This window comes from Paenarthrobacter sp. R1 (assembly GCF_030264015.1).
Taxonomy (GTDB): domain Bacteria; phylum Actinomycetota; class Actinomycetes; order Actinomycetales; family Micrococcaceae; genus Arthrobacter; species Arthrobacter ureafaciens.
Map to the genome: position 1 here is coordinate 2464897 of NZ_CP127115.1, position 22889 is coordinate 2487785.

The following is a 22889-nucleotide window of genomic DNA, read 5'->3' on the forward strand; positions in this document are numbered from 1 at the left end:
ACTCATGATCCTGGCCTCCCTGATTTTTGCCCTGGTGGCAGCGTTGTTGCACGTCTACATCTTCACCATGGAGTCCATCACCTGGACCAAGCCGGCCACTTGGAAACGCTTCAGCCTCACATCGCAGGCGGACGCCGAAACCACCAAACCGCTCGCGTACAACCAGGGCTTCTACAACCTCTTCCTCGCAGTCGGGGCTCTGGCAGGCATTGTTGCCGTCTGGGCCGGGGCTCCGCAGGTTGGCTGGACCCTCGTGTTCAGCTCGTGCGGATCCATGCTGCTGGCGGCCCTGATCCTCGCGGCCAGCGGGCGGAAGTACCTCCGCGCCGCGGTGCTTCAAGGCACAACCCCGCTGCTCGCCGTCGTGCTCGGGATTGTGGCCCTCCTGCTGCCGTAGAGAAGTCCTTGCCGCTAGGACGCGGGCGGACCATCCTGGGCTGCGGCTTGGTCCATCCAAAAGACTTCCCAGTGGTGGCCGTCGAGGTCCCGGAATGCGCGGCTGTACATGAACCCGAGGTCCTGGGCGTCATAGGTTTCGGTACCGCCCGCTTCCAATGCTTTGGTGGCAAGCGCATCCACAGCTTCACGGCTGTCGGCCGAAAGCGCAACGATGGCCGCCGTCGAGTTGTGAGTGTCGGCGATGGGTTGCTTGGTGAACTGGGAGAACTTGTCGTGCGTCAGGAGCATGGTGTAAATCGTGTCGCTGAAAACCACGCAGGCTGCGGTTTCATCCGTGAAGTTCGGGTTGATGGTGTATCCGAGTGCGGTGTAGAAGGCCTTGGACGCCTCGAGGTCGCTGACAGGCAGGTTCACAAAAATGGAAGTTGTCATGGCTTTGATCCTGCCGGTTGCAGGTGGCTCCGTCCAGACTTGGTCCACGTTTTGTGGACAAGGATCATGAGCCGTCCCTCCACAACGGCAGCCCCCCGGACTCTGGTCCCACCAACCGCTCGGGCGGACAATGGTGTAGCACCACAGAGCATGCATCCTAGGGAGAGCCATGGAAAGGGCAAGGCAGAGTCAACCTGCGCAGCGCGACCCGGCAATCGACCTTGTGCGCTTTGTCTGCCTGCTCTTGGTGGTAGTGGCCCATTGCATGATGGTCAGCCCGGTACTGCACCGGGACGGAACAGTCACCACTGAGAACACCCTCATGGAGCAAGCGTGGTTCACGCCGGTGGTGTGGCTCCTGATGATTGTTCCTCTGTTCTTCGTCCTGGGCGGCGTCACCGGGCTGCAGTCATGGCGGCGCTTGAAAGCGCGGGGTGGCACAGGCTTTGACTTCGCACAGCTCCGGCTCCTGCGGCTGGTCCGGCCTGCCATGGCTTTGCTGGCCCTAATGTGGGCGGGGCTGTGGGCGGCACTGCTGCTGGGCGTCCATCCGCAAGTGATCCAGCTGATGACTACAGGCGCCGCAATGCCGCTCTGGTTCCTTGCGGCGTTCCTGACCGCGCAGCTCAGCATCCCCCTGCTGGCCCGTCTCCATGACCGGCACCCGCTGGCGACCTTCGGGGCGCTCGTTGCCCTGATCATCGCCGTCGATTCCTTGAGGGGCGCCATCCCCTTGCTGGCCTTCACCAACCTGATTTTTGTCTGGTGCGCGGTGCAGCAACTGGGCTTCTTCATGGTGGACGGCTATTTTGAGCATCGCAGCCGTCCGTGGTTGCTCGGGATGGCGGTCTTCAGCAACCTCCTGCTCGGGCTTGCCACCGGGGTGGGCCTCTATCCAGGCAATATGGTGGTGAACATCAACCCGCCCAACCTGTGCCTGCTGCTCCTGGGCGTATCCCAGGCGGCAACGCTTCAGCTGCTCCGGCCCGGTGTGCGCTGGCTCGGCTCCGTACGCTGGGTGCAGCGGGTCGTTGCTGTTGCCGGTCGCCGTTCCATGACGGTCTACCTGTGGCATCTTCCCCTCCTTGTGGGCATGTCCGCGCTCCTGTTGCTGACCGACTTTCCAAAGCCTTCAGCCGGCACTGCCGAATGGTGGTGGGCGCGGATCCCCGTGTTCTGCGTGGTCGTGGGCCTCTTGCTACCTACCGTCGCGCTTCTTGGACGCCTTGAGGACCGTCCGACGGCGGCCAGTCACGCCCGGGGCCCCTCCAGGATCGCAGTGGTAACTGCCGCCGTCGTCGTTTTTGTTCCCGTCGCTGACGCCGCGTTCAACGGCCTGACGCTGGCGCTGCTGGGTGGCGGAGCTGCCTGCTTCGCGCTCGCGGTCCTGCTGCTTGGCAGGGTCCCGACGCCGGTGCTGCCGCCGGCTCCGGTGGGAGCTTCCGGCGAGCGGAACCACCAACTCTCCGCATTGCCAGAGCAGGGTTTACGTGCCAATCTCGAATCATGACCGAGCAAACCGACTCCTTGGCAGACTCGTTCCGCGCTGGCGTGACCACAGTGCGCAACGACCAATTCCACCGCTACGAGCTGCGTGTCGACGGTGAACTGGCTGTGATTGCCCAGTTCATCAACCGGCCCGGTCACATCGATTTCACGCACACGGAGACCAAGCCCCAGTTCAAGGGCCAGGGGCTGGCCAAGGTTCTGGCGCACTTTGCACTGGACGACGTGGTGGCATCCGGAAAGCGCATCATTCCCCACTGCCCGTATATCGCTGCCTACCTGCAGAAGCACGAGGGTTACGAGCTGGACGTCGACTGGCCGGCGGAGAAGCCGGTGGGGGAACCGGACAACGAGTAGGCCCTAACCCAACCGCCCGGGACGTCGACGGGGCTTTAAGGAAGAACTGCGGCTGGAAGGGCGATAGGCCACCTCCGGGCGCGCTGGACCGGACATCCATCCCGTAGGCGCTCCGTTGAGCGAAACGATCGCGTCGTGTTCGTCGGCGATAATTTCGCCGCGGCACGTGGCTTGCACCTGCATCGCACTGATCAGGCTGCCTCCGTGGAGGTGGTCCGCATCAGTGACCCTGTACGAGAAAGTCCTCATCATGGTCTGGCCCGGCTCCAGGCTTGGTACCTCCAACTCCTCGGATCCGGGGTTCGAGGTGTAGTTGAGCGAGTCCATGCCCTCGTTGGTGAAGGATCGCGGAATGAGGCGCACTTGCCTTAGGTGGCTGCGTGAGTCATTGGTGACCCATGCGGTGAAGATGACCGTATCGCCCGGGACGGCGTGCGTCCTGTCAGCCCTGTAAATGAGCGCCACCCGGCCGGCATGCTTCTTGCGGATCAAGGCTCCGGAACGCCGTCCGGGCAGGCCTCTCGCAACCTTTTCCGGCCGTCCCGGCGTGCCTTGATTCAGGGCGCGGACGAGCTTCAGCGTGTGGCGGTTACCGCGGAGGTCCATTGATCCTCGATCCACTTGGGGGCGTGATATTCCCCTTAGTGGGCCTTAGGGGCGAATCGTGACGCAGATGACGCGATCGTATTATCCAGTTACGCATCTTGTTTCAAGTGGCCCGCAATCTGATGTAACACTATTGTTTGTGGATCAAGTATCGGAGGTCGGGGGTGACGGTGGTGCCCCGACCTTGGCGTTGGATGATTACACCGACCCCCAGGCGATCGCCCTGGTGCGGGAAGGCAGCCAGGAAGCCTTCGATGTCCTGTACCGGCGCCACTTGAACGCAGCCCTCTATGTCGCGCGGACGCAGGCTGACAATTTCAGCGATGCGGACGACGTCGTGGCAGAGGCCTTCGCTTCCATTTACCAGTCGTTGACTGAGGGCAAAGGCCCCAAAGAGTACTTCCGATCCTATCTGCTCACCGTCGTTCGGCGCACAGCCCACGACCGGAACCGCAAGTCGCGGCGGGTGCCGGTTGCGGGTGACAACGGCGTTCTGGACTCCGTCGTTATCGATGAAGACCGCATCATCAATGAATTCGAGTCAGCCGTCATGGCCAAGGCGTTCAGGTCATTGCCCGAGCGCTGGCAGGCAGTCCTGTGGCACGTCGACATTGAAGGCTTGAAACCGGCGGCTGCGGCTCCTTTCATCGGGTTGAGCCCGAACGGCGTGTCGTCACTTGCCCTCAGGGCGCGGGAGGGCCTGCGGCAGGCGTACCTTCAGTTCCACATCGGCGGATCACCCGACGACGGGTGCGCAGAGTTCTCCAGCCAGTTGGGGAAGTATGCGCGGAACGCCTTGAAGCGCACTACCCGCGAAAAAGTGGACGCGCACTTGGCCGGCTGTGCCAAATGCACCGCCTTGCTCGTGGAACTCAACGACATTCAAAGCGGCATGCGCACGCTCCTGTTCCCGCTGCTCACGGGTGTTGCCTTCACTCCCGACGTCGTGGCGGCCTACTTGTCGGGGACAGCACCCCTTCCCGGAGGGACGTCTGTAGCAGCGGCTTCCAGTGATGCCCGGAGGTCCGGGAGCCCGGGAAAGATCACCGCCGCGGTGGTGGCGGGAGCCCTCGCTATTGCCGGGCTGGCTGCTGCGCTGGTCCCCACCGGTTCCGAGACGACGGCCGCACCGGACTCCGCGACAGAAGCACCGCCCGCGGTCGTCGAGCCTTCCGCCACGCCTTCCGGCCGCGCCGAACCGCCGGCTGCCACCCCGACGTCGGTCCCTCCTGCGGCGGCCCCCACGGAACCTGCGGCGTCCCCGGCTCCGCGGCCCGCCGTCGTCGTGGTCCCGATTGCGCCCGCTGCTCCAAGGGCGGCATCGGTTGTAGACTCACCGGTTGTTCTTTCGACATCGAGGCCCGCACCTTCGAACGCGGCCTCAGCCGCGGCTGCCCGAACCGTTGACGCGACTTTCACCGCGGTTCGCGGTTCCAATCCCACGGAAAGGGAACTGAACCTCGTGTTCTCGCTGATGGACAACGGGGCTGAGGAATCCGCCGAGGCAATCTTCAGCCTGCCGGACCAAGCCACGTTTGTTGCCGGCAAGACCACCAGCCCCGCGGGGTGGACATGTTCCAGCGCGGCGGAAAACAGCCGGCAGATCCGGTGCGCAACTCCTGCTCTTGATCCTCACGGCCTTGATTTCAAACTTGTGGTCGCCATGCCGGTAGCCGCGGACCGGGGCACCCTGCATTACCAGTTCGGCGGCCAGGGCATCGTCACCAAGACATTCAGCAACGCCTTTCATTAGCCAGTGCCTCGCGAATCCGGCCGCCAGACATGCCATCACCTCGTGGGTTGGCTGAATTAACCAAAAAAACTTCGAAATTCGCGACACGAAAGCTGTCTTGCGCCCACAGATAAGTGGTGAGCCGACTGTCGGTCTCTACTGCTGAAGTATGCCGCAGCTTTCGGCGACACGAGTCTCCCGAAACCGGCGCTTGCCAGGTAGTGTGCAACCACCGCAATGCCGGAGCCGTGAAGTCCGCTCCGACCCAGCGGAGAGGACTTCTCATGGCCGGGAGAAGTAAGCGAGCCCATGAGACATTCCTTACCCATGAAGCTGCTGGCAAGTGTGCTCGCCACAGCTGTCTTTTCGATGGGGCTGGGTGGTGCATTAGCGTCATCAGCCTTGGCAACAACCCCAGGGGCGCCGGGTGTCGCACAATCCGGCACCGTTGTCTTCAACGAGGACTTCGAAAATGGGACGGATGACACCGCGCTTGGAGCCCAGTCCTATTCCGCCTCCGGATCAACCGCCTACACCGGGGCCTCAGGACAGACGTACACGGGGTCGCCTCAATGGATCAACGGGATTCGATGCAACGGCGTCATCCTGAGCCATGACAACACCACCACACCCGCCTGGGCCGTCTCCGGAAGCGCCGGTACAGCCACGAACAACCGTTGTGCCGATTCCAGCGGTGTTCGCAGCTACCAGTTCCTGCGCATGCTGGCGCTGGCCATGGGCCAGGAATTCACGCCCAACTCGCCCGCCACGAACCATGTAAACAGCTCGTACAGCGAGTGCCGGTCCACCAGCACATCGAGTGGCACGTGCGATACCCTCCCCACGGGGCCCACCGACGGTCTCATGTTCAAAACAGCGGCGCCTATCGCAGTGGCTCCCGGTCACTACTACACGCTCGGTGTGGATACGGCGTACATGAACTGTGGCTTGCCGGCGGGGGACCCCTCCTATCAATTCGCACGGAGCGACGAACTCGGAAACGTGACACTAATCGGCGCTCCCCTCAACGGCTGCCAATCGACAACGGATCCCAATGTCACCTCATCCGAGCAAGAAGTAACCAGCAACGTCGGCGGCGTCTTCGGCACTGTGACCAAGTCGGTCCGCATCAATTCCATGACCTCCGACGTTGCCTTCCAGGCAACCACCGAGTCGCTGGGCCTGGAGATGTGGAATACGAATGGAACCACCGACGGCAACGACGGTGCCTTTGACAACGTGCGCTTGGTTGATGTCACGCCGCAGTTGGACAAGTCCTTTACCCCGGGCCTTATCGGTCCGGGCGGGACGTCCACCCTCACCCTGACAGTCACCAACACCGATGAACTCAATGCCAAGAGCGACTGGACCATCACGGACGCGCTCCCGGCCGGCGTCGTCGTGGCCGATGTGCCGAACCTCGGCGGAACCTGCGTCCAGGCGCCGGGAACCGACCCGTTCCTGACGACGGCCAATCCCGGCGGCAACGTCATAACGGTGACCGGCGGAGATCTGGCCTCCCGAATGGTGTCCTGCACTATCACGGTGGATGTCACCGCCGCGGCCGAAGGCACGTACGTCAACGGTCCTGCCAACATCGCGACCAACCTGAACCCGCCGGCGGACGCCAGTCTGGTGGTCCGCGCTCCCCGCCTGGCACTGAGCAAAGCACTGGGCGCTGAACGAACGGCAGCCGCAGACCAGTTCACGGTTGAAATCCGTGAGGGCTCCGCCACGGGAACGGTGGTCAATAACACAGCTAACTCAACCACCACCGGCTCGGGCGCTGCCGTCTCGGCTGGTACCGGGGTTACGGGTCAGTATGTGGCCAACGCCGGTAGTACGTACTATCTCACCGAGTCGGGCCCCAACCTGTCGGGATACGCCAAGGCCATTAGTTGCACGGATGCCAACGGTTTGCAGACAGGCCTGCCTCGCCGGGCAGCCTTCGGTGGTTCGTTGGAGTTGGTTCCGGTGGCCGGGGCGGATATCAGTTGCGTGCTGACCAACACAGCCGTTCAGGCCCCTCAGTTGACGTTTACCAAGATGGCCAACCCGTCCGGGATACAGTCCCCGTCGCAGGTTGGTGACGTGATTAGCTACACGTTCACGGCCGCGAACAACGGTAACGTCGCGCTATCGGGCGTAGTCATTGACGACCCCCTGGCCGGCCTTTCGCCGTTGGTTTACACTTGGCCCGGAACTCCCGGAACGCTGCTTCCGGGCGAGACTGTCACAGCGACGGCAACGTATGCGATCACACAGGCCGACGTCGACGCCGGTCACGTTGCCAACTCAGCGGTAGCTACTGGTAATCCTCCTACCGGGCCTCCGTTAACGACGCCGCCGTCGGGTACGGATACTCCGTTGACCAAGGCTCCGGCGTTGCAGTTCAGCAAGATGGCGGATACTTCGGCGATCCACAAACCGGCCGTTGTTGGTGACGTCATCACGTACACGTTCACCGCAAGGAACACGGGCAACGTGAAGCTGACCAACGTGTCGATCGACGATCCCCTGGCAGGCCTTTCACCGTTGGTTTACAGCTGGCCGGGAACTCCCGGTGAGCTGTTGCCGGGCGAGTCGGTCACGGCGAAGGCCACGTACGCGATCACTCAGGCCGATATCAGCGCCGGTCACGTGGTCAACTCGGCGACGGTCACAGGCGCTCCGCCCACAGGTCCTGCTGTGACGCCGCCTCCGGGAACGACGGACACTCCGCTGACTCCGGCCCCGGGGCTGCAGCTTACGAAGACGGCTGATTCGAGCAGCGTTCAGGATCCGGCCAAGGTCGGTGACGTCATCACGTACTCGTTTGCGGCGAAGAACACCGGAAACGTGAAGCTGACGGATGTGACGATCGATGATCCGCTGGCTGGGCTGTCCCCGCTGGTTTTCAGCTGGCCGGGCAACCCGGGGGAGTTGTTCCCGGGCGAGTCGGTCACGGCGAAGGCCACATACGCGATCACCCAAGCGGACATCGACGCTGGCCACGTGGTCAACTCGGCCACGATCACTGGTGCTCCGCCCGCAGGTCCTCCGGTGACGCCTCCTCCGGGAGTAACGGATACCCCGTTGACCTCTGCCCCGGCGATGGAATTCAGCAAGACAGCCACGGCCGCGGCATCTGATGGACCGTCCCGCGTGGGCGATCACATCGTCTACCGGTTCACGGCCAAGAACAACGGCAACGTGAAGCTGAACAAAGTGTCGATTGATGACCAAATGGAAGGATTGTCGGCTCTGACCTACGTCTGGCCGGGCACCCCGGGGGAGTTGCTCCCGGGCGAGTCGGTCACGGCAGAGGCAACGTACACGGTCACGCAGGGGGATATCGACGCCGGTCACGTCGCCAACCTGGCGACCACCACGGGAACGCCACCTACGGGTCCCGTAGTTGCACCGCCAGCTGCCGGCACCGACACTCCGTTGTCTCCAGACGCGGGTTTTGCGTTCTTCAAGACCGCTGACGGTTCCGCCATCGGAGATCCCGCGAAGGTCGGTGACATTATCACCTTCAACTTCACGGCGAAGAACACCGGCAACGTTGTCCTGACGGACGTCGCCATCCGGGACGCGATGCCCGGTTTGTCCGCGCTGGATCACCGCTGGCCTGGAACTCCCGGCGTGCTGAACCCGGGTGAGACGGTCACTGCCAAGGCGACTTATGCGATCACCCAAGCGGACATTAATGCCGGCCAAGTGTTCAATACGGCCACGGCGTCGGCAGGTTCGACAACGGGAAGTCTGGTGTCAACGCCGCCGGCAAACGTTGTGATCAACTTCCCGACGACGGAGGCGACGGGTCCGGACCGGGCTGAAGAACCGCTGGCCTTCACAGGTGTTGTCCTCACCGTGCTACCCATCAGTGTTCTGATAGTTGGCGCTGGCTTGGTCCTGTTCCTTGTGGGACGCCGTAAGAAGCAGGCAGCACGTCCATGAAGAAGTCAGTCGCGTGCATGACAGCGCTACTCATGTCGGCAGTGCTTGCCGGCTGTTCGTCGTCTGGAAGCGGCGGCCAGTCGCCGTCGAACACTACAACGCAAGCGGCTACTACTGGTGAGGCAAAGCCGGCGAACCCGGGCACCGGGATCATCGAAGCCGCCAAGATGACTTCCTGTGATACCGCCACCGGCAAAGTGACAGCCAAGGGGATAGTGACTCCGCCGGACGGAATCAAGGGCACCGTCAAGGTCTCGGTGAGTTGGGTGGACCCGGCAACCTCGGCAGTACTGGCACGCGGCGAGCGATCGTTCACGGGTGCGCAGCCGGGGAAGGCTTTGGATTGGTCGGTTGAAGCTGAAATCGCCAAGCCAGGGACAGAGGCCAAGTGCGTCCTCGGAGCCAGCGTGCTGTAGCCGCGCTGCTCAAAAGCGCGGGCTCTTGCAGTGGGGCCTGTGCGGCGCTGGAAGCGGCTGTCCGGATCACCCTCCGGGCAGCCGCTTTTCTTTGACTTCTGAAGCAATTAGGTCACAAGAGTTTGACGTTAAGGTAAACCTAAGTAAGGTTTGCCTATGCTAACTAGTGCAACGGAAGGAAGCTGACGTGACGTCACCAACTGTCGAGGAGCGGATAGCTCAGGAGCAGGATTTCGGCTCCAAAGTGGAGCTGGCTCTCGCTGCCACCAGCCAGCTGTTCAACGCGCGAAATTCGCCCAATTATGTGGCGCAGGTTCTGCAGGGCGTCAACGCTGTTTCCACAAAAGTGCAGAGAACCGCCCGGCCGTTCACCGGCGTCGCACCTTCAGCGCTGAAGGCGAAAGTGGAAGCCGTGGACCTGGACCGTCCCCTGCCGGATACGGCTGCAGCCCTCGACGAGCTCGACGACCTCTACCTCAAGGACGCCATCTACTTCCACGACGCCCGATACGCGGCCCACCTGAATTGCCCCGTGGTCATTCCGGCACTTGTGGGCGAAGCAGTCCTTTCTGCCGTGAACTCGTCCATGGACACCTGGGACCAAAGTGCCGGGGCCACCATGATCGAACGCCGCCTCATCGATTGGACTGCTGAGCGGATTGGTTTCTCCGCAGAGGCCGACGGCGTGTTTACCTCCGGTGGAAGCCAGTCCAATTTCCAGGCGCTGTTGATCGCGCGCAACCAGGCGGTGGCCAAACTCCGTGCGACCAGCCCCGAAGTGCGCCTGCCGCACCTGCTGGATCGCCTCCGCATTTTCACCTCCGCAGACAGTCACTTCAGCATCCAGAAGTCGGCCTCCATGCTCGGCCTCGGATTCGACGCGGTGATCGCGGTTCCCACCTCCGAAGACCACCGCATGGATCCCGCTGCGCTGGCGGCAGCCCTGGCGGAAGCGCACGATGCCGGGCTGGTGCCCATGGCGGTTGTGGCCACTGCGGGGACCACCGACTTCGGTTCGGTGGATCCTCTTGCCGAGGTGTCGGCGCTCGTCCGGGCCTACGATTCGTGGCTCCACGTCGACGCTGCCTACGGCGGAGGATTGCTCGTCTCGCGCAGGTACCGGCATCTTCTTGACGGCATCCACGTGGCCGACTCGGTGACCGTCGATTTCCATAAAACGTTCTTCCAGCCGGTCAGTTCCAGCGCGGTGCTGGTCCGGCGCGGTGCCATGCTCGGCCATGTCACCTACTACGCCGACTACCTGAATCCGGAAAGTGCGGCCAAAGCCGACATTCCCAACCAGGTGGACAAGAGCATCCAGACCACCCGCCGCTTCGATGCGTTGAAGCTTTGGCTGACACTCCGGATCATGGGGGCGGACGCTATCGGCGTGCTGTTCGACGAGGCGATCGAGCTCGCTGGCCGCGTGGGCACACTGCTGGCTGAGGATGCAGAATTCGAACTGGCTGCCGCACCGCAGCTCAGCACCCTGGTGTTCCGCTACCGCCCGTTCGTGGATGGAGTCGCCGTGAACGACGATGCCGCGGACCTTCTCAACCCGGCCATCCGCGCAGCAATCTTCGCGTCGGGTGAAGCCGTAGTGGCCGGCACCAAGGTGGCAGGGCATCACTACCTCAAATTCACCCTGCTCAATGCTGAAGCATCCCTGGGGGATATCCAGGAAATCATCGAACTCATCCGCCGGACGGGCGCCGGCCTGCTCGCGAACACGACGGAGGCCGCTGCATGAGCACCCCGGACAAAGGCAGGATCTACGACGTCGCGGGAATCGGCGTCGGGCCCTTCAACCTGGGTCTGGCCGCGCTGAGTGAACCCGTGGAGGAGCTGGACTGCGTGTTCCTTGAGCGTCGGGACTCGTTCGACTGGCATCCAGGCATGATGCTCGAGCCTGCACACCTGCAGGTCCCCTTCATGGCCGACCTCGTAACCTTGGCCGATCCGACGTCGCCGTATTCGTTCCTGAACTTCCTGAAACAGTCCGGACGCCTGTACCGCTTCTATATCAGGGAGAACTTCTACCCGCTCCGCGCCGAGTACAACCAGTACTGCCAGTGGGTAGCCGGCCAGCTCGATTCCGTCCGTTTTGGCAAGGATGTGCTGGATGTGGCCTACGACGACGGCGTGTACCGGCTTTCGGTGCAGGGCCCGGATGGCGCTGAGGTGCTTCGCTCCCGACGGCTGGTCCTCGGCACGGGTACCTCGCCGTACATTCCAGCGTCCTGTGCAGGGATAGTCGACGGCGGGGGACTCGTCCTCCACAACGCCGAGTACCTGTCGAGGAAGAGTGAGGTGCAATCCAAACGGAGCATTACGATCGTGGGCAGCGGACAGAGCGCGGCCGAGATCTACTACGAACTGCTCCAGGAAATCGACGTCCACGGCTATCAACTCAACTGGGTCACGCGGTCCGGGCGCTTCTTCCCCTTGGAGTACACCAAGCTAACGCTCGAAATGACGTCCCCGGAGTACGTGGACTACTTCCACTCCCTGCCGTCCGAGCAGCGTGACTCATTGATCAGGAACCAGAAAAACCTCTACAAAGGCATCAACTCGGACCTGATCGACGATATCTATGACCTCCTGTACACCAAGAGCCTTTCCGGGATGGTGGACACCCGGCTGCATACGCATTCTGCACTGAACGCTGCCGAATGGGATGCGGGCAGGAGGACCCATACACTCCAGCTCCGCCACGAGGAACACGGACGCGACTACCAGCTGGAGTCCGAAACCGTGGTGCTGGCCACCGGTTATGCCTACAGGGAACCGGCATTCCTGGCCGGCATCAAAGACCGCCTCCGCCGTGACCACAAAGGGCGGTTCGACGTCGACCGTAACTACGGGACCGGCGTCGAACCCGGCGAAATCTTTGTACAGAATGCGGAACTCCACACCCACGGCTTCGTTACCCCGGACCTCGGCATGGCCGCGTACCGCAATTCCTGCATCCTGCGTGAAATCACGGGCCGGGAGATCTACCCGATCGAGCGCAGCATCGCTTTCCAGCAGTTTGGCGCACCTGCCGCAGTGCAGGCCGAAACCGTAGGGGCACGTGTATGAGGTTCACGTTCCGTCCCGTCGATCCGGTAGCCGATGCACCCGTCCTCCACAGCTGGGTGAGCCGGGAGTACGCGCGGTTCTGGGGCATGGCCGGATGCACGGAACAGGACGTTGTTGAGGAGTACTCAGGCATCGCCGCCTCCGGACACCACCAGGCATTCCTGGGGCTCGACGGCGGTGTGCCCGCCTTCCTCATGGAACGGTACCTTCCGGAAGCGTCCCCGTTGGCGGACGTCTACGAAGTACAGCCCGGGGACGTGGGAATGCACCTGCTGGTATCGCCGCCGAGCGGAACCCCTCAATCCGGCTTCACCACGTCCGTCATGCAAGCCGTGATGACAGAACTCTTCGATGATCCCGCAACCCGGCGGGTCGTCGTCGAGCCTGATGCCCGGAACCACAAGATCCATCTCCTCAACCAGAAGGTGGGCTTCCGCCCGCACGGCGTGGTGACTCTTCCGGCCGTCGACCCTGCTGAGGACCACAAGCAGGGGCTCCTTAGCTTCTGTACCCGCGAGGACTTTCTCGCCACCCTGACCCCGATTCCGGCCGTGCCCGCCGCGGCGACCAAAGGAGAAACCCAGTGACAAGCACAGCCGAGGCCGCAACAGCACAGTCGCCGGTTGCCCACCTGACGCCGGAGCGTTGGGCCGTTGCCAACAGGCACCTGGTCCGCAAAGCGCTCGCAGAGTTCTCGCATGAACGCATCCTTGTTCCCGAACTCATCCGCGAAGAGGCGGACGGAATTGGTCTCTACAAGGTGGTGAGCGACGACGGTTCAGTGGAGTACCGCTTCCGCGCCCGGGTCTTGGAACTGGAGCACTGGTCCGTGCTCCCGGACTCGATCGGCCGGCACGGGGATGGCGGGAAGCTGCCGCTGGATGCCTTGGATTTCATTGCCGAGTTCCACCAAACGCTCGGCATCGGGATGGACATGCTGCCGGTGTATCTGGAAGAGATCAGCAGCACCCTGGCCGGCCACGCGTACAAGCAGGGCAAACCCTTCGGGTCCGTTGAACTGGCCGCCGGCGTGACGGGTGGCTCGGATGTTGCGGCTGACTTCCAGGCAATCGAGCACAGCATGGCCGAGGGCCACCCCTGTTTCGTGGCCAACAACGGGCGGTTGGGTTTTGGTATTGAGGATTACCACGCTTTTGCACCCGAGGCCGGGGCTACCGTCCAGCTGCAGTGGATCGCGGTCCATCGGTCCAAGGCCGTGTTCACGTCGAGTGCCGGTTTGGACTACAAGGCGCACTTTGAAGCGGAATTGGGCCCGGCTACCGTGGCTTGGTTCAACGCGGGGCTCTCCGCCTCAGGGCTGGATCCCGAGGACTACTTCTTCATGCCGGTACACCCCTGGCAATGGGACAACAAACTCACTGTGACTTTTGCTGCGGAAATCGCACAGCAACACATCGTGCACCTTGGCCATGGCGAGGATTCTTACCAGGCCCAACAGTCCATCCGGACGTTCTTCAACGCCACCTCGCCCGGGAAGGCCTACGTGAAGACCGCGATGTCCGTGCTGAACATGGGCTTCATGCGAGGGTTGTCGCCGCAGTACATGAAGGCCACGCCGGCCATCAACGACTGGCTGCAGGAACTGATCACCAAAGACCAGGAGCTCCAGGACCGGGGCTTGGCCATGATCAAGGAAAGTGCGGCGATCGGCTACCGCAACGACTATTTCGAGGCTGCGTCGGCCAAGGATTCGCCGTACCGGAAGATGCTCTCTGCCCTGTGGAGGGAAAGTCCCCTGCCATTGCTTAAGGATGGCCAGCAGTTGGCAACCATGGCATCCCTGCTGCACGTCGATGCTTCCGGCGCCTCGATGGTTTCGTCGCTGATTGCGCGCTCCGGGCTGGAGCCCACGCAATGGTTGCGCCGCTATTTCGACGCGTACCTTGTGCCATTGGTGCACTGCCTCTACAACTACGAGCTCGCATTCATGCCGCACGGCGAGAACGTGATCCTGATCCTTGAGGACGGCGTACCGGTGCGGGCGATCATGAAGGACATTGCCGAGGAAATCGTGGTGATGGGGGACAGGCTGGAACTGCCCGGGGAAGTTTCCCGCATCAAGGCAGAGATCCCGGCCGAACAGATGGTGTTGGCAATCTTTACGGACGTCTTCGACTGCATCTTCCGCTTCCTTTCCGCGATCCTCGTTGAGGACGGAACGATGCGCGAAGACGAGTTCTGGGGGACTGCTGCATTGGTGCTGCGGGAATACCAGGCCCGCCACCCCGAACTCGCCGATCAGTTCGACAGGCACGACCTCTTCGCCCCGGACTTCGAGTTGTCCTGCCTCAACAGGCTGCAGTTGCGGAACAACCAGCACATGCTGGATATCTCCGATCCCTCCGGGGGCCTCCAAATGGCGGGACGTTTGGCCAATCCTCTGGCAAAGTTCGCCTGACCCTCGTTTCGTCCCCTCGCCCTGAGCCGAGTTGACACTTAATGACAATCCGCCGCGCCAACATTGTCATTAAGTGTCAACTCGGTGGGGTGGCGGAGGAGTTGCGGGACGCTAGGGTAGGGCCATGACCACTCGAGCCAACGAACTTACTGCCCTTGTCACCGGAGCCACCGCCGGCCTGGGCGCGGAGTTCGCCCGCGAGCTTGCCGAAGCCGGGCACCATCTGGTCCTGGTTGCCCGCGATGAAGAGCGACTCAAAGCCAAGGCCGAGGAACTCGAGCGCGACTTCAGTATCTCGGTGGAGGTGTTGCCGGCGGACCTGACCTCCGACGTCGGGGTTTCCGCAGTGGCGGACCGCCTGCGGGACGCAAGCAGGCCCGTGGACGTGCTGGTGAACAACGCGGGGATCGGGCTCTTGAAGTCGTTCGAGGACAACGATCTTGAGGAAGAGCGGGCGCACTTGCGCCTCCACGTCCAGACTCCCATGGAGCTATGCCACGCCGTCCTTGAGGTCATGTTGGCGCGGGGCAAGGGCCGGATCATCAACGTGGCCAGCGTGGCGGCCTTCGCCAACCGGGGCAGCTATTCCGCGGCCAAAGCCTGGCAGGTGACATTCAGCCGCTGGGCGAACACCGCTTATGCAAAGTCAGGCGTACAGGTCACCGCAGTCTGCCCGGGGTTCACCCACACGGAGTTTCACGATCGCATGGGCATGGATAAGTCCGTGGCGCCGCGATTCCTCTGGCTGAAGGCCGAGCGGGTGGTTCGTGAAGGCCTCGAGGACAACGCCAAAGGCAAAGCTGTGTCCATCCCGACGCGGAGGTACAAGGTGGTCACCTTCTTCGCGCGCGTCCTCCCGGCAAAGCTGACCGCAGGCCCGCCGAGGCGCCCGGCGAAGACGGAGGGCTAACGGCCCAAAGCTGGTAAATGCCCCACATGAAGTGGGACATTTTGGGCATCGCCCCTTGAAGTGGTCGCGATTTCTGCAGCGCTTGAGCAGGGAACAGTGCCAGACGTCCGTGACGTGACTGACAACGGAGTCGGTTTAGCGCCGCCGCTGCACCACCACGGCAACGGCAATTCCGATGACCGCTCCCACGAACGTCTCAACGGCCCGCTCCAGCACCAGCACTCCCGGATCCATGGGTGCCGCCAGCTGCGCGATCAGCAGGATTACGGGGGTGAAGAACACCATGGCCCAGCCGTAGTGCCTGGCCATGAACAGCTCGGTGGGGAACTGGCATAACATCACGATCACCGCGAGTACCACCGGGCCGTGGCTTGGGAAGTACTGAAGCGGCGACACCGGACTCGGGAAAAGCACGACGGCGACCACCCCCAAGCCGAGGAACGTCCCCACGATCCTGTGGATGCCCCGGTGGACCCGGCTTGGCAGATCGGCACCGGCCAGCGGGACGGCCGCTGCTGCCATGGCCCAGTGCGGGTGGCCGCTGCCACTGAGTACGCCGCAAACCCCGGCCGCGCTGACTGCAAGGACGTAGCGCGTCGCATGGACCAGGGCTGACTGCCGTAGAGGCCCGCGCAACAGTGGTACGTCCCGGACCGCACCCCGTTCCCATGAGCGGGTTCGCAACCACCCCGCAAAGCCAACCACGATCGAGAACGCTGCCGAGGCAGCACCGATGAGCACCGCCGTCGTAAATGGAACGCTGGTCGGCACCGAGGCGCAGGCGCCCAAGGCAAGGATTCCGAAGAACGGTCCTACGGGCCTTAGCTTCGCGGCATCACAGAAGAAAGAGCCGGCCCCCGCGAAAAGCGTAGCCACGAGCACGAGCCACCACGAATGAATATGGTTGACGGACAGGAAGGTGCCGATGGACAACCCGCCCACCAGCAAGAGCGCCGCCTGTGCTTGGTGCCTGAGCCGAAGTTGGTGCGATTCATTGCGTCCGTACATGCCTGTCAAGGCACCGAACACCGCGTACATCATGAGCTCGGGCCGGCCGATGGCAATGAGGAAGAGTCCAGGCACAACCACGCTGAGCCCGACGCGTACGGCCGATAGCCTGTCGTTGTTCGCCGGACCGATCCGGTGAAGTTCCCGGGCGTGCGTCATGAACACGGACATGGGAACACCACCAATCATCAAGGGCTTGTGGGCTAAAGGCTCACGTCCGAAAATTATCAGGATTGCCGCGCGAGCTGCCATAAGCCCGGTCACAACGCGTAGCAAGGACTGTCAGAGGAATCTGGAAAGATCGAGATATGCCCGTAGCTTTCGTCTGCAGAACCCGCTCCACCATGTCGTGGCAGGCCCCTGCAACACCGGATCCGGGCCGATGATCCGGCTGGCGCATTCGGATGACCTCGGGCAGCTGCAGACCATTGAGCGCGCCGCGGGGGAGGCCTTCCGTTCCTTGGGCATGGACCAGATTGCCGACGACGAACCCTTTCCCGTGGACGTGTTGCAGGAGTATGTCTCTGCGGGACGGGCCTGGGTTTACGTCGACGGCCTCGACTACCCCGTGGCCTACATCCTTGTGGACGTGGTGGACGGAAACGCCCATGTGGAACAGGTGAGTGTTCACCCGGACCAGGCCCACCAAGGCATCGGCCGGGAACTGCTCCATGCCGCCCGGGTTTGGGCGAGGGGCCACGGCATGCACCGGCAGACCCTCAGCACCTTCCGGGACGTTCCTTGGAACGCGCCGTACTATCGCCGCCTCGGTTTTGAGGTGTTCGACGCCGGACTGTGGGGCCCGGAGCTCACCCGCCTGATGGAGCATGAGGCGGAGTTGGGACTGACGCGCTGGCCGCGGGTGGCGATGTGGCGCCCGGTGGTCCCGCCCGCGTAGGCTCCGCCACCGCAGGCGAATGCGCCTTGGCCACTCCTGGACGCCTCATTGCCGAGTCTATGAGTTCCGTGCCCGCTCAACGTCGGCTGCGCTGGCAGCGTCGCCTACCGACCGGAGTCCGGCGATGACGCCTTCCACATCAGCCGGCGTCCGGTTTTGGCTGAGTTTCGCTTTCGCCTCCACGCGCGTCATCACAAGTTCGACGCCGACTATCGCCTTCAGCTGCCCGGCAATGAAGCGCTGCGGTGCTTCGTCCACCGACCAGGGACGTGCCATCGCCGACTCGTGGTGATCCGAAAGCTGCCGGACGTGCTTTCCCGGCCACTCGCCGTCGTCATGGATCACCAGCCGGCCGTAGACGTGGGCGGTGGAGTAGTTCCACGTGGGAACCACCCGTCCATGCTCGGCCTTGGAGGCGTACCAGGAGGGGGAGATGTAGGCGTCCGGACCTTGAAGGATCATCAACGCCTCACCCGTCACCGGCGTTGACCATTGGGGATTGTTGCGCGCCATGTGGGTTTGCAGGGCGCCGTGGTCCCCAACGGAGGGGTCGTAGATGAAAGGCAGGAGCGTGGCGAGCAGGCCGTCCGGTGTCATGGTCACGAGGTTCGCGGCCCCGGAGTTGCGGAGCAGCGCCTCAATGGCCTCTTCGGAAGCGGCGAAGTGGGCGGGGGTGTACATGGAAGTGTCCTTTCGGCTTGGGTTAGGGGCGCGACGGCGGCGCGAGCCTCACGCGCACGGCGGCACCTGCGCAGAGGATCACCATGAGACCGCCGATGACGGTGGTCAGGGTGAGGGACTCGCCGAGCAGGAGAGCTGCCCACGCGATGGTCATGACGGGCTGTACCAACTGGATCTGGCTGACTTGGGCCATGGGCCCGATGGCAAGCCCGCGGTACCAGGCGAAGAAGCCGAGGAACATGCTGACCACGCCTAAATAGGCAAAGGCCGCCCATCCGGCCGGCGTCGTGGAAGGGAAGCCAGACGCCAGCGACATGGCTGTCAACAGGATCATGACCGGGGACGCCACCACCAGGGCCCAGGAGATGGTCTGCCACGAACCCAGTTCGCGGGCCAACAGGCCGCCTTCCGCGTAGCCGATAGCGGCGGCTACAACGGCTCCGAGCAGGAGAAGGTCAGCCCAGTGAAGTGACTCAAAGCCGCCCGACTGCGCCAGGGCGAAAACCACTGCGGCCACCACGCCCACCCCCGTGAGCACCCAGAACAGGGGCCTCGGACGTTCGCGTCCCCGCATGACGGCCACGGTCGCTGTTGCTGCCGGGAGAAGGGCAATGACCACCGCGCCGTGGCTCGCGGAAGTGCTGGTCAGGGAAAAGGTGGTGAGTAGCGGGAACCCGGCCACGATTCCGCCGGCTACTACTGCCAGGCGCAACCACTGCATGCCTTGGGGAAAGCGTTGCTTGGTGATTGCCAAGGCAGCGGCAGCAAGGACGGCGGCTATGACTGCCCGGCCGGCTCCAATGAACAGGGGCGACATCCCATCCACGGCCACCCGTGTGAAGGGAACCGTGAAGGAGAAGGCGAACACGCCCACAAGCCCCCACCAAATTCCGGATGCGGTTGGCTTGGGTAACGCTGGCGACTGAATGAGAGTAGCGCTACTATTATGGTTCATGAACAACGATAGCAGTTCACGGATAGTCTCGCGACTGAAAGAGTGGATTGCCGCAGCCGCCCCCGGGGCCCGAATGCCTTCTACCCGCCAACTCGTGGCGGAGTACCAAGCGAGCCCTGTGACAGTACAAAAGGCACTGAGGACACTCACCGCCCAAGGGCTTATCGAGAGCCGTCCCGGCGTTGGAACGTTCGTCCGCGCCTACCGCACCGCGCGTCCGGTGGATTATGCGTGGCAGACGGCTGCCCTTGGCGCGCTCCAGGCACCCAGGCTAACCAACACCGCTGCGATGCGCAGTGCGTCCAATGATGTGATTGCTTTCCACTCCGGGTACCCGGCGCGTGAGCTCCTCCCAGAGAGGCTGGTTCGTTCGGCACTGACGCGTGCGGCGCGTGGCGAGGCCGCGTTGTCCAGGCCGCCCGTCGCGGGTCTGCCGGAGCTGCAGTCGTGGTTCGCGCAGGAGCTTAGTACCTCAACGCCGGTTGGCGTGACGCCGCCCCAGCCCGGCGACGTCGTCGTGCTTCCCGGAAGCCAAAGCGGCCTGAGCTCGATCTTCCGCGGCCTGGTGGGTCACGGCCAGCCGCTGCTGGTGGAGTCGCCCAGCTATTGGGGCGCGTTGCTTGCGGCCGCGCAGGCGGGTGTCCGCGTGGTCCCGGTACCGAGCGGGCCGGACGGTCCTGACCCCGCACAGCTGTCCCGTGCTTTCGAAGAGACGGGCGCCCGCATGTTCTACGCCCAACCCAACTTCGCGAACCCAACCGGTGCCCAGTGGTCGGTTCGGCGCGGCGAGGAAGTCCTGGACGTGGTGCGGGCCCATGGCGCTTTCCTTGTGGAGGACGACTGGGCCCACGACTTCGGGATCACCGCCCCATCCGTACCGGTAGCCGCGAAGGACGACTCAGGGCACGTTCTCTACATCCGCTCGCTGACCAAAAGCGTGTCCCCGTCCATCCGCGTGGCGGCGGTGGTCGCCCGCGGCCCGGCCCGGGAGCGGATCCTTACCGCGCAGGCCGCTGAGTCGATGTACGTCAGCGGCCTCCTGCAGGCGGCCGCGCTCGACGTCGTCACCCAGCCCGGGTGGCAAACCCACCTCCGGGGAGTCTCGGCCCAGCTGCAGTCGCGGCGGGATCTTCTGGCCACCAGCCTCAGCGAGCACATCCCGGAGGCCCATCTGACGCACCTGCCCAAGGGCGGCCTGAACCTCTGGTTGCGGCTTCCGGACGGGGTCGACGCCGAACGCCTCACCAAGGATTGCGAGGCAGCCGGTGTCCTGATCGCCGCAGGTACCGAGTGGTTCCCTGCCGAACCCGAAGGGCCGTATGTCCGGCTCAACTATGCCGGGCCCAACCCGGGAGCGTTCCCGGAAGGGGTGCGAATTATCGGTGGGGCGCTGAAGCGGCAGAGGTAGTTTGGGGTTGTTTCGCGCTATCGGGTATGCAGGTCTGTATCCAGGCCAGGAAAATCCAAGGGCGATTCGAACTCCGGTTCGCCGCTCCTCAAATCAACGTCGGATTCGCGGATCGCGTACCGCATTGCGGCCTCGGCCGCTTCCGGATCACCCTTTTTGATGGCATCCAGGATGGACCTGTGGTCCGGTACCGGGTCCAGCCAGTGACCTCCCGGGTGATGCTGGATGCGGTTCCGGGCGCTCAGTGCGTGCACGATCACAACGTCGAGGCGCATCATCAGTTCATTGTGGGTTGCCCGAAGCAGGCTCAGGTGAAAGTCATGGTCCGCTGCGGCGAGCCGTTCAACATCGCGGCCTGAGGCTTCGAATTCGGCAAATGCCTTCTCAAGGGCTTCCAGGTCCTCAGGTTTCCTGAACCGTGCAGCAAGCTTTGCCGCGGCCGGCTCTATGACATCCCTCAACTGGGAGAGTTCGGCCAGGAGGCGGTCGTCATCGCGCCGGGCTGCGCGGCGCCATTTAATCACGTCGCTGTCCAGCAGCTTCCATGACTTCCGGTCATTGACGATTGTTCCGCGGCGCGGCCACGAATCGATCAAGCCCTTTTCCCGGATCACTCGCAGCGCTTCCCGCATCGCCGTTTTGCTGACTCCGAATTCCGGCTCCAGAGAGTCCACATCGATGCGCGTACCCGGAGGGTAGTCTCCGCGCACGATGCGTAGCCCGAGCATGTCTACCAGCTCGGTGTGCAGGTTTGTCATAGCGGTACCCTACCCCTTTAACCTGACTATTGCCTTTATACCTATTATTAGTAATAATACTCAAATATGTGGGCTGCGTCTCACGGAAAGATGCATACGAAGGAGTAGCTATGCCATTTCGACCCAACCGCCGCGCGAAGACCCTCTCTGTCCTCGCCACCGTTGCAGTGGGAGCCACCGTTCTTGTCGGTTGCTCGCCATCCCAGGAGAATAACTCCGGCTCCCCGCAGCCGGCGACCATCACCTTCGCCGCCTCCACCCTCGGGGACCCGGGCCGCGGACCGGGCTTGCAAAAGCTCATCGATGAGTACAACGCGAGCCAGAGTACGGTAACCGTCCAGGCTGCTTCGGTCCCTTACCCGACCTTCGGCCAGACCGTCCTGACACAAATGGGCGGTGGAGAAGGTCCGGACTTGGTGCGTTTTGATATGCCCGAGTTCTCCACGGCAGCAGCTTCTGCCCTGCTCGAGCCCCTGGACGACAAGATCGACGCGTCCAAGCTCAACTTGATTGCCGGGCCGGACAAGTACCTGAACGTCGACGGCCACCGCTACGGCGTTGTCTTCGAGAACTCCAACTACGGCATGTTCTACAACAAGGACCTCATCCCCGAGGCTCCCAAAACCTTTGACGAGTTCATGCAAACGGCCAAGGCCACCACCAAGGGTGACGTGTACGGCCTCGCCTTCCGTCAGACTCAGGCAGAAGAAGCAGGTGTGTGGCAGGACATCTACAACTACGTGCTCGGTTTCGGCGGTGACTGGTCCGACGGCGGGAAGCTCACCCTGGATTCGCCCAAGGTGATTGAAGGACTGGAAAAATACAAGGAGCTTTACGACGCCAACGTCATTCCCAAGGGCGCGGATGCGGCCACCTTCCGCAAGATGTTCGCCAACGGCAAGGTTGGAATGGAGCTCAACAACGGCGGCTACGTGACCGCTACCAAGTCAGCCAACCCGGCACTGAATTTCAGCGTTGCCCGGATCCCGTTCCCTGAGAAGAAACAGGGTTCCCTGCTGGCCCCGATCGTCATCAACGCGAACAGCAAGCACAAGGACGCCGCCCTCGACTTCATCCAGTGGATCCTGAAGCCCGAGCAGCAGGTCAAGCTTCAGGAAGTGCTGGGTGCCAGCAGCGTGGCCACGCCCACCGAACGCAGCGCCGAGAGCCTGGAGAAATACCCGTTCCTCCCCGAATTGGACAAGCTGACCGAGTCCGGTGTTCCGCAGATCGTCAACGGCTTCGGTCCCCAGACCGCGGACATCCGCCGCATTGTTGTCACTGAGGTGCTTTCTTCCCTTCAGGGCCAGCAGGACATGAAGACCGCCATGGAGAAGGCCCAGAAGCAGGCCGAGGAGCTGGTTAGGTAATGAGCGGCCAA

At 63.0% G+C, this 22889-nt stretch carries 20 protein-coding genes; 14 read left to right on the forward strand and 6 right to left on the reverse strand.

What is annotated here, in order from left to right; all coding sequences use genetic code 11:
- The first annotated feature begins 4 nt into the window (after positions 1 to 4).
- Positions 5 to 397 (forward strand): DUF1304 domain-containing protein, encoded by a 393-nt coding sequence (locus QN084_RS11995; RefSeq protein ID WP_069696027.1) that lies wholly within the window; start codon positions 5 to 7, stop codon positions 395 to 397.
- A 14-nt stretch (positions 398 to 411) separates the two neighbouring features.
- Here QN084_RS11995 and QN084_RS12000 read toward each other — a convergent pair whose 3' ends face one another.
- Positions 412 to 831 carry a VOC family protein gene (locus tag QN084_RS12000; protein ID WP_031216166.1) on the reverse strand — a complete coding sequence of 140 codons (420 nt, stop codon included), beginning with the start codon at positions 829 to 831 and terminating at the stop codon, positions 412 to 414.
- Positions 832 to 1000: 169 nt separating this feature from the next.
- Here QN084_RS12000 and QN084_RS12005 point away from each other — a divergent pair, with 169 nt between their 5' ends.
- Positions 1001 to 2341, forward strand: coding sequence for an acyltransferase family protein (locus tag QN084_RS12005; RefSeq protein ID WP_069696028.1), 1341 nt, complete (start codon positions 1001 to 1003; stop codon positions 2339 to 2341).
- Positions 2338 to 2694, forward strand: a complete 357-nt coding sequence (locus tag QN084_RS12010) for a GNAT family N-acetyltransferase (RefSeq protein WP_021471272.1) — start codon at positions 2338 to 2340, stop codon at positions 2692 to 2694. The genes QN084_RS12005 and QN084_RS12010 overlap by 4 nt, the downstream gene beginning before the upstream one ends.
- A gap of 3 nt (positions 2695 to 2697) precedes the next feature.
- On the opposite strand, the gene QN084_RS12015 is transcribed toward QN084_RS12010, so the two are convergent.
- Positions 2698 to 3300 (reverse strand): hypothetical protein, encoded by a 603-nt coding sequence (locus QN084_RS12015; RefSeq protein WP_069696029.1) that lies wholly within the window; start codon positions 3298 to 3300, stop codon positions 2698 to 2700.
- A gap of 139 nt (positions 3301 to 3439) precedes the next feature.
- Between QN084_RS12015 and QN084_RS12020 the strand changes: the two genes are divergently transcribed.
- From QN084_RS12020 to QN084_RS12055, 8 genes are all read left to right on the forward strand, one after another.
- The gene (locus tag QN084_RS12020) at positions 3440 to 5053 is read left to right on the forward strand and encodes a sigma-70 family RNA polymerase sigma factor (RefSeq protein WP_069696053.1); all 1614 of its coding nucleotides are present in this window, start codon (positions 3440 to 3442) and stop codon (positions 5051 to 5053) included.
- 381 nt (positions 5054 to 5434) lie between these two features.
- On the forward strand, positions 5435 to 8974 hold the full coding sequence (locus QN084_RS12025) for a CLIPPER-2 domain-containing protein (RefSeq protein WP_264398792.1): 3540 nt from the start codon (positions 5435 to 5437) through the stop codon (positions 8972 to 8974).
- Positions 8971 to 9390 (forward strand): hypothetical protein, encoded by a 420-nt coding sequence (locus tag QN084_RS12030; RefSeq protein ID WP_069696031.1) that lies wholly within the window; start codon positions 8971 to 8973, stop codon positions 9388 to 9390. The genes QN084_RS12025 and QN084_RS12030 overlap by 4 nt, the downstream gene beginning before the upstream one ends.
- A 187-nt stretch (positions 9391 to 9577) precedes the next feature.
- On the forward strand, positions 9578 to 11140 hold the full coding sequence (locus tag QN084_RS12035) for a pyridoxal phosphate-dependent decarboxylase family protein (protein ID WP_069696032.1): 1563 nt from the start codon (positions 9578 to 9580) through the stop codon (positions 11138 to 11140).
- Entirely contained in the window at positions 11137 to 12471 is a 1335-nt protein-coding gene (locus QN084_RS12040) for a lysine N(6)-hydroxylase/L-ornithine N(5)-oxygenase family protein (protein ID WP_069696033.1), read from the forward strand. The genes QN084_RS12035 and QN084_RS12040 overlap by 4 nt, the downstream gene beginning before the upstream one ends.
- A complete protein-coding gene (locus tag QN084_RS12045; RefSeq protein WP_069696034.1) occupies positions 12468 to 13058 on the forward strand; it encodes a GNAT family N-acetyltransferase in 591 nt (196 codons plus the stop codon). Before QN084_RS12040 ends, QN084_RS12045 begins: the two co-directional genes overlap by 4 nt.
- The gene (locus tag QN084_RS12050; RefSeq protein WP_069696035.1) at positions 13055 to 14890 is read left to right on the forward strand and encodes an IucA/IucC family protein; all 1836 of its coding nucleotides are present in this window, start codon (positions 13055 to 13057) and stop codon (positions 14888 to 14890) included. Before QN084_RS12045 ends, QN084_RS12050 begins: the two co-directional genes overlap by 4 nt.
- A gap of 124 nt (positions 14891 to 15014) precedes the next feature.
- Positions 15015 to 15800 carry an SDR family NAD(P)-dependent oxidoreductase gene (locus QN084_RS12055; RefSeq protein ID WP_069696036.1) on the forward strand — a complete coding sequence of 262 codons (786 nt, stop codon included), beginning with the start codon at positions 15015 to 15017 and terminating at the stop codon, positions 15798 to 15800.
- A 135-nt stretch (positions 15801 to 15935) separates the two neighbouring features.
- On the opposite strand, the gene QN084_RS12060 is transcribed toward QN084_RS12055, so the two are convergent.
- Entirely contained in the window at positions 15936 to 16979 is a 1044-nt protein-coding gene (locus QN084_RS12060) for an FUSC family protein (protein ID WP_021471262.1), read from the reverse strand.
- A gap of 178 nt (positions 16980 to 17157) precedes the next feature.
- Between QN084_RS12060 and QN084_RS12065 the strand changes: the two genes are divergently transcribed.
- Positions 17158 to 17706 (forward strand): GNAT family N-acetyltransferase, encoded by a 549-nt coding sequence (locus QN084_RS12065; protein WP_225740067.1) that lies wholly within the window; start codon positions 17158 to 17160, stop codon positions 17704 to 17706.
- 57 nt (positions 17707 to 17763) lie between these two features.
- Here QN084_RS12065 and QN084_RS12070 read toward each other — a convergent pair whose 3' ends face one another.
- Both QN084_RS12070 and QN084_RS12075 read right to left on the reverse strand, forming a co-directional pair.
- Complete coding sequence (locus QN084_RS12070; protein ID WP_021471260.1) at positions 17764 to 18387, reverse strand: FMN-binding negative transcriptional regulator; 624 nt, start codon at positions 18385 to 18387, stop codon at positions 17764 to 17766.
- 22 nt (positions 18388 to 18409) lie between these two features.
- Positions 18410 to 19342: a DMT family transporter gene (locus tag QN084_RS12075; RefSeq protein WP_069696037.1), complete on the reverse strand. Its 933-nt coding sequence runs from the start codon at positions 19340 to 19342 to the stop codon at positions 18410 to 18412.
- On the opposite strand from QN084_RS12075, the gene QN084_RS12080 reads away from it, so the two are divergent.
- Positions 19341 to 20750, forward strand: a complete 1410-nt coding sequence (locus QN084_RS12080) for an aminotransferase-like domain-containing protein (protein WP_069696038.1) — start codon at positions 19341 to 19343, stop codon at positions 20748 to 20750. The two genes, QN084_RS12075 and QN084_RS12080, sit on opposite strands and share 2 nt — an antisense overlap.
- 17 nt (positions 20751 to 20767) lie before the next feature.
- Here the strand turns inward: QN084_RS12080 and QN084_RS12085 are convergent, their stop codons facing one another.
- Positions 20768 to 21508, reverse strand: coding sequence for a FadR/GntR family transcriptional regulator (locus QN084_RS12085; RefSeq protein WP_021471257.1), 741 nt, complete (start codon positions 21506 to 21508; stop codon positions 20768 to 20770).
- Positions 21509 to 21618: 110 nt separating this feature from the next.
- On the opposite strand from QN084_RS12085, the gene QN084_RS12090 reads away from it, so the two are divergent.
- Positions 21619 to 22878: an ABC transporter substrate-binding protein gene (locus QN084_RS12090; protein ID WP_021471256.1), complete on the forward strand. Its 1260-nt coding sequence runs from the start codon at positions 21619 to 21621 to the stop codon at positions 22876 to 22878.
- Positions 22879 to 22889: the final 11 nt, after the last annotated feature.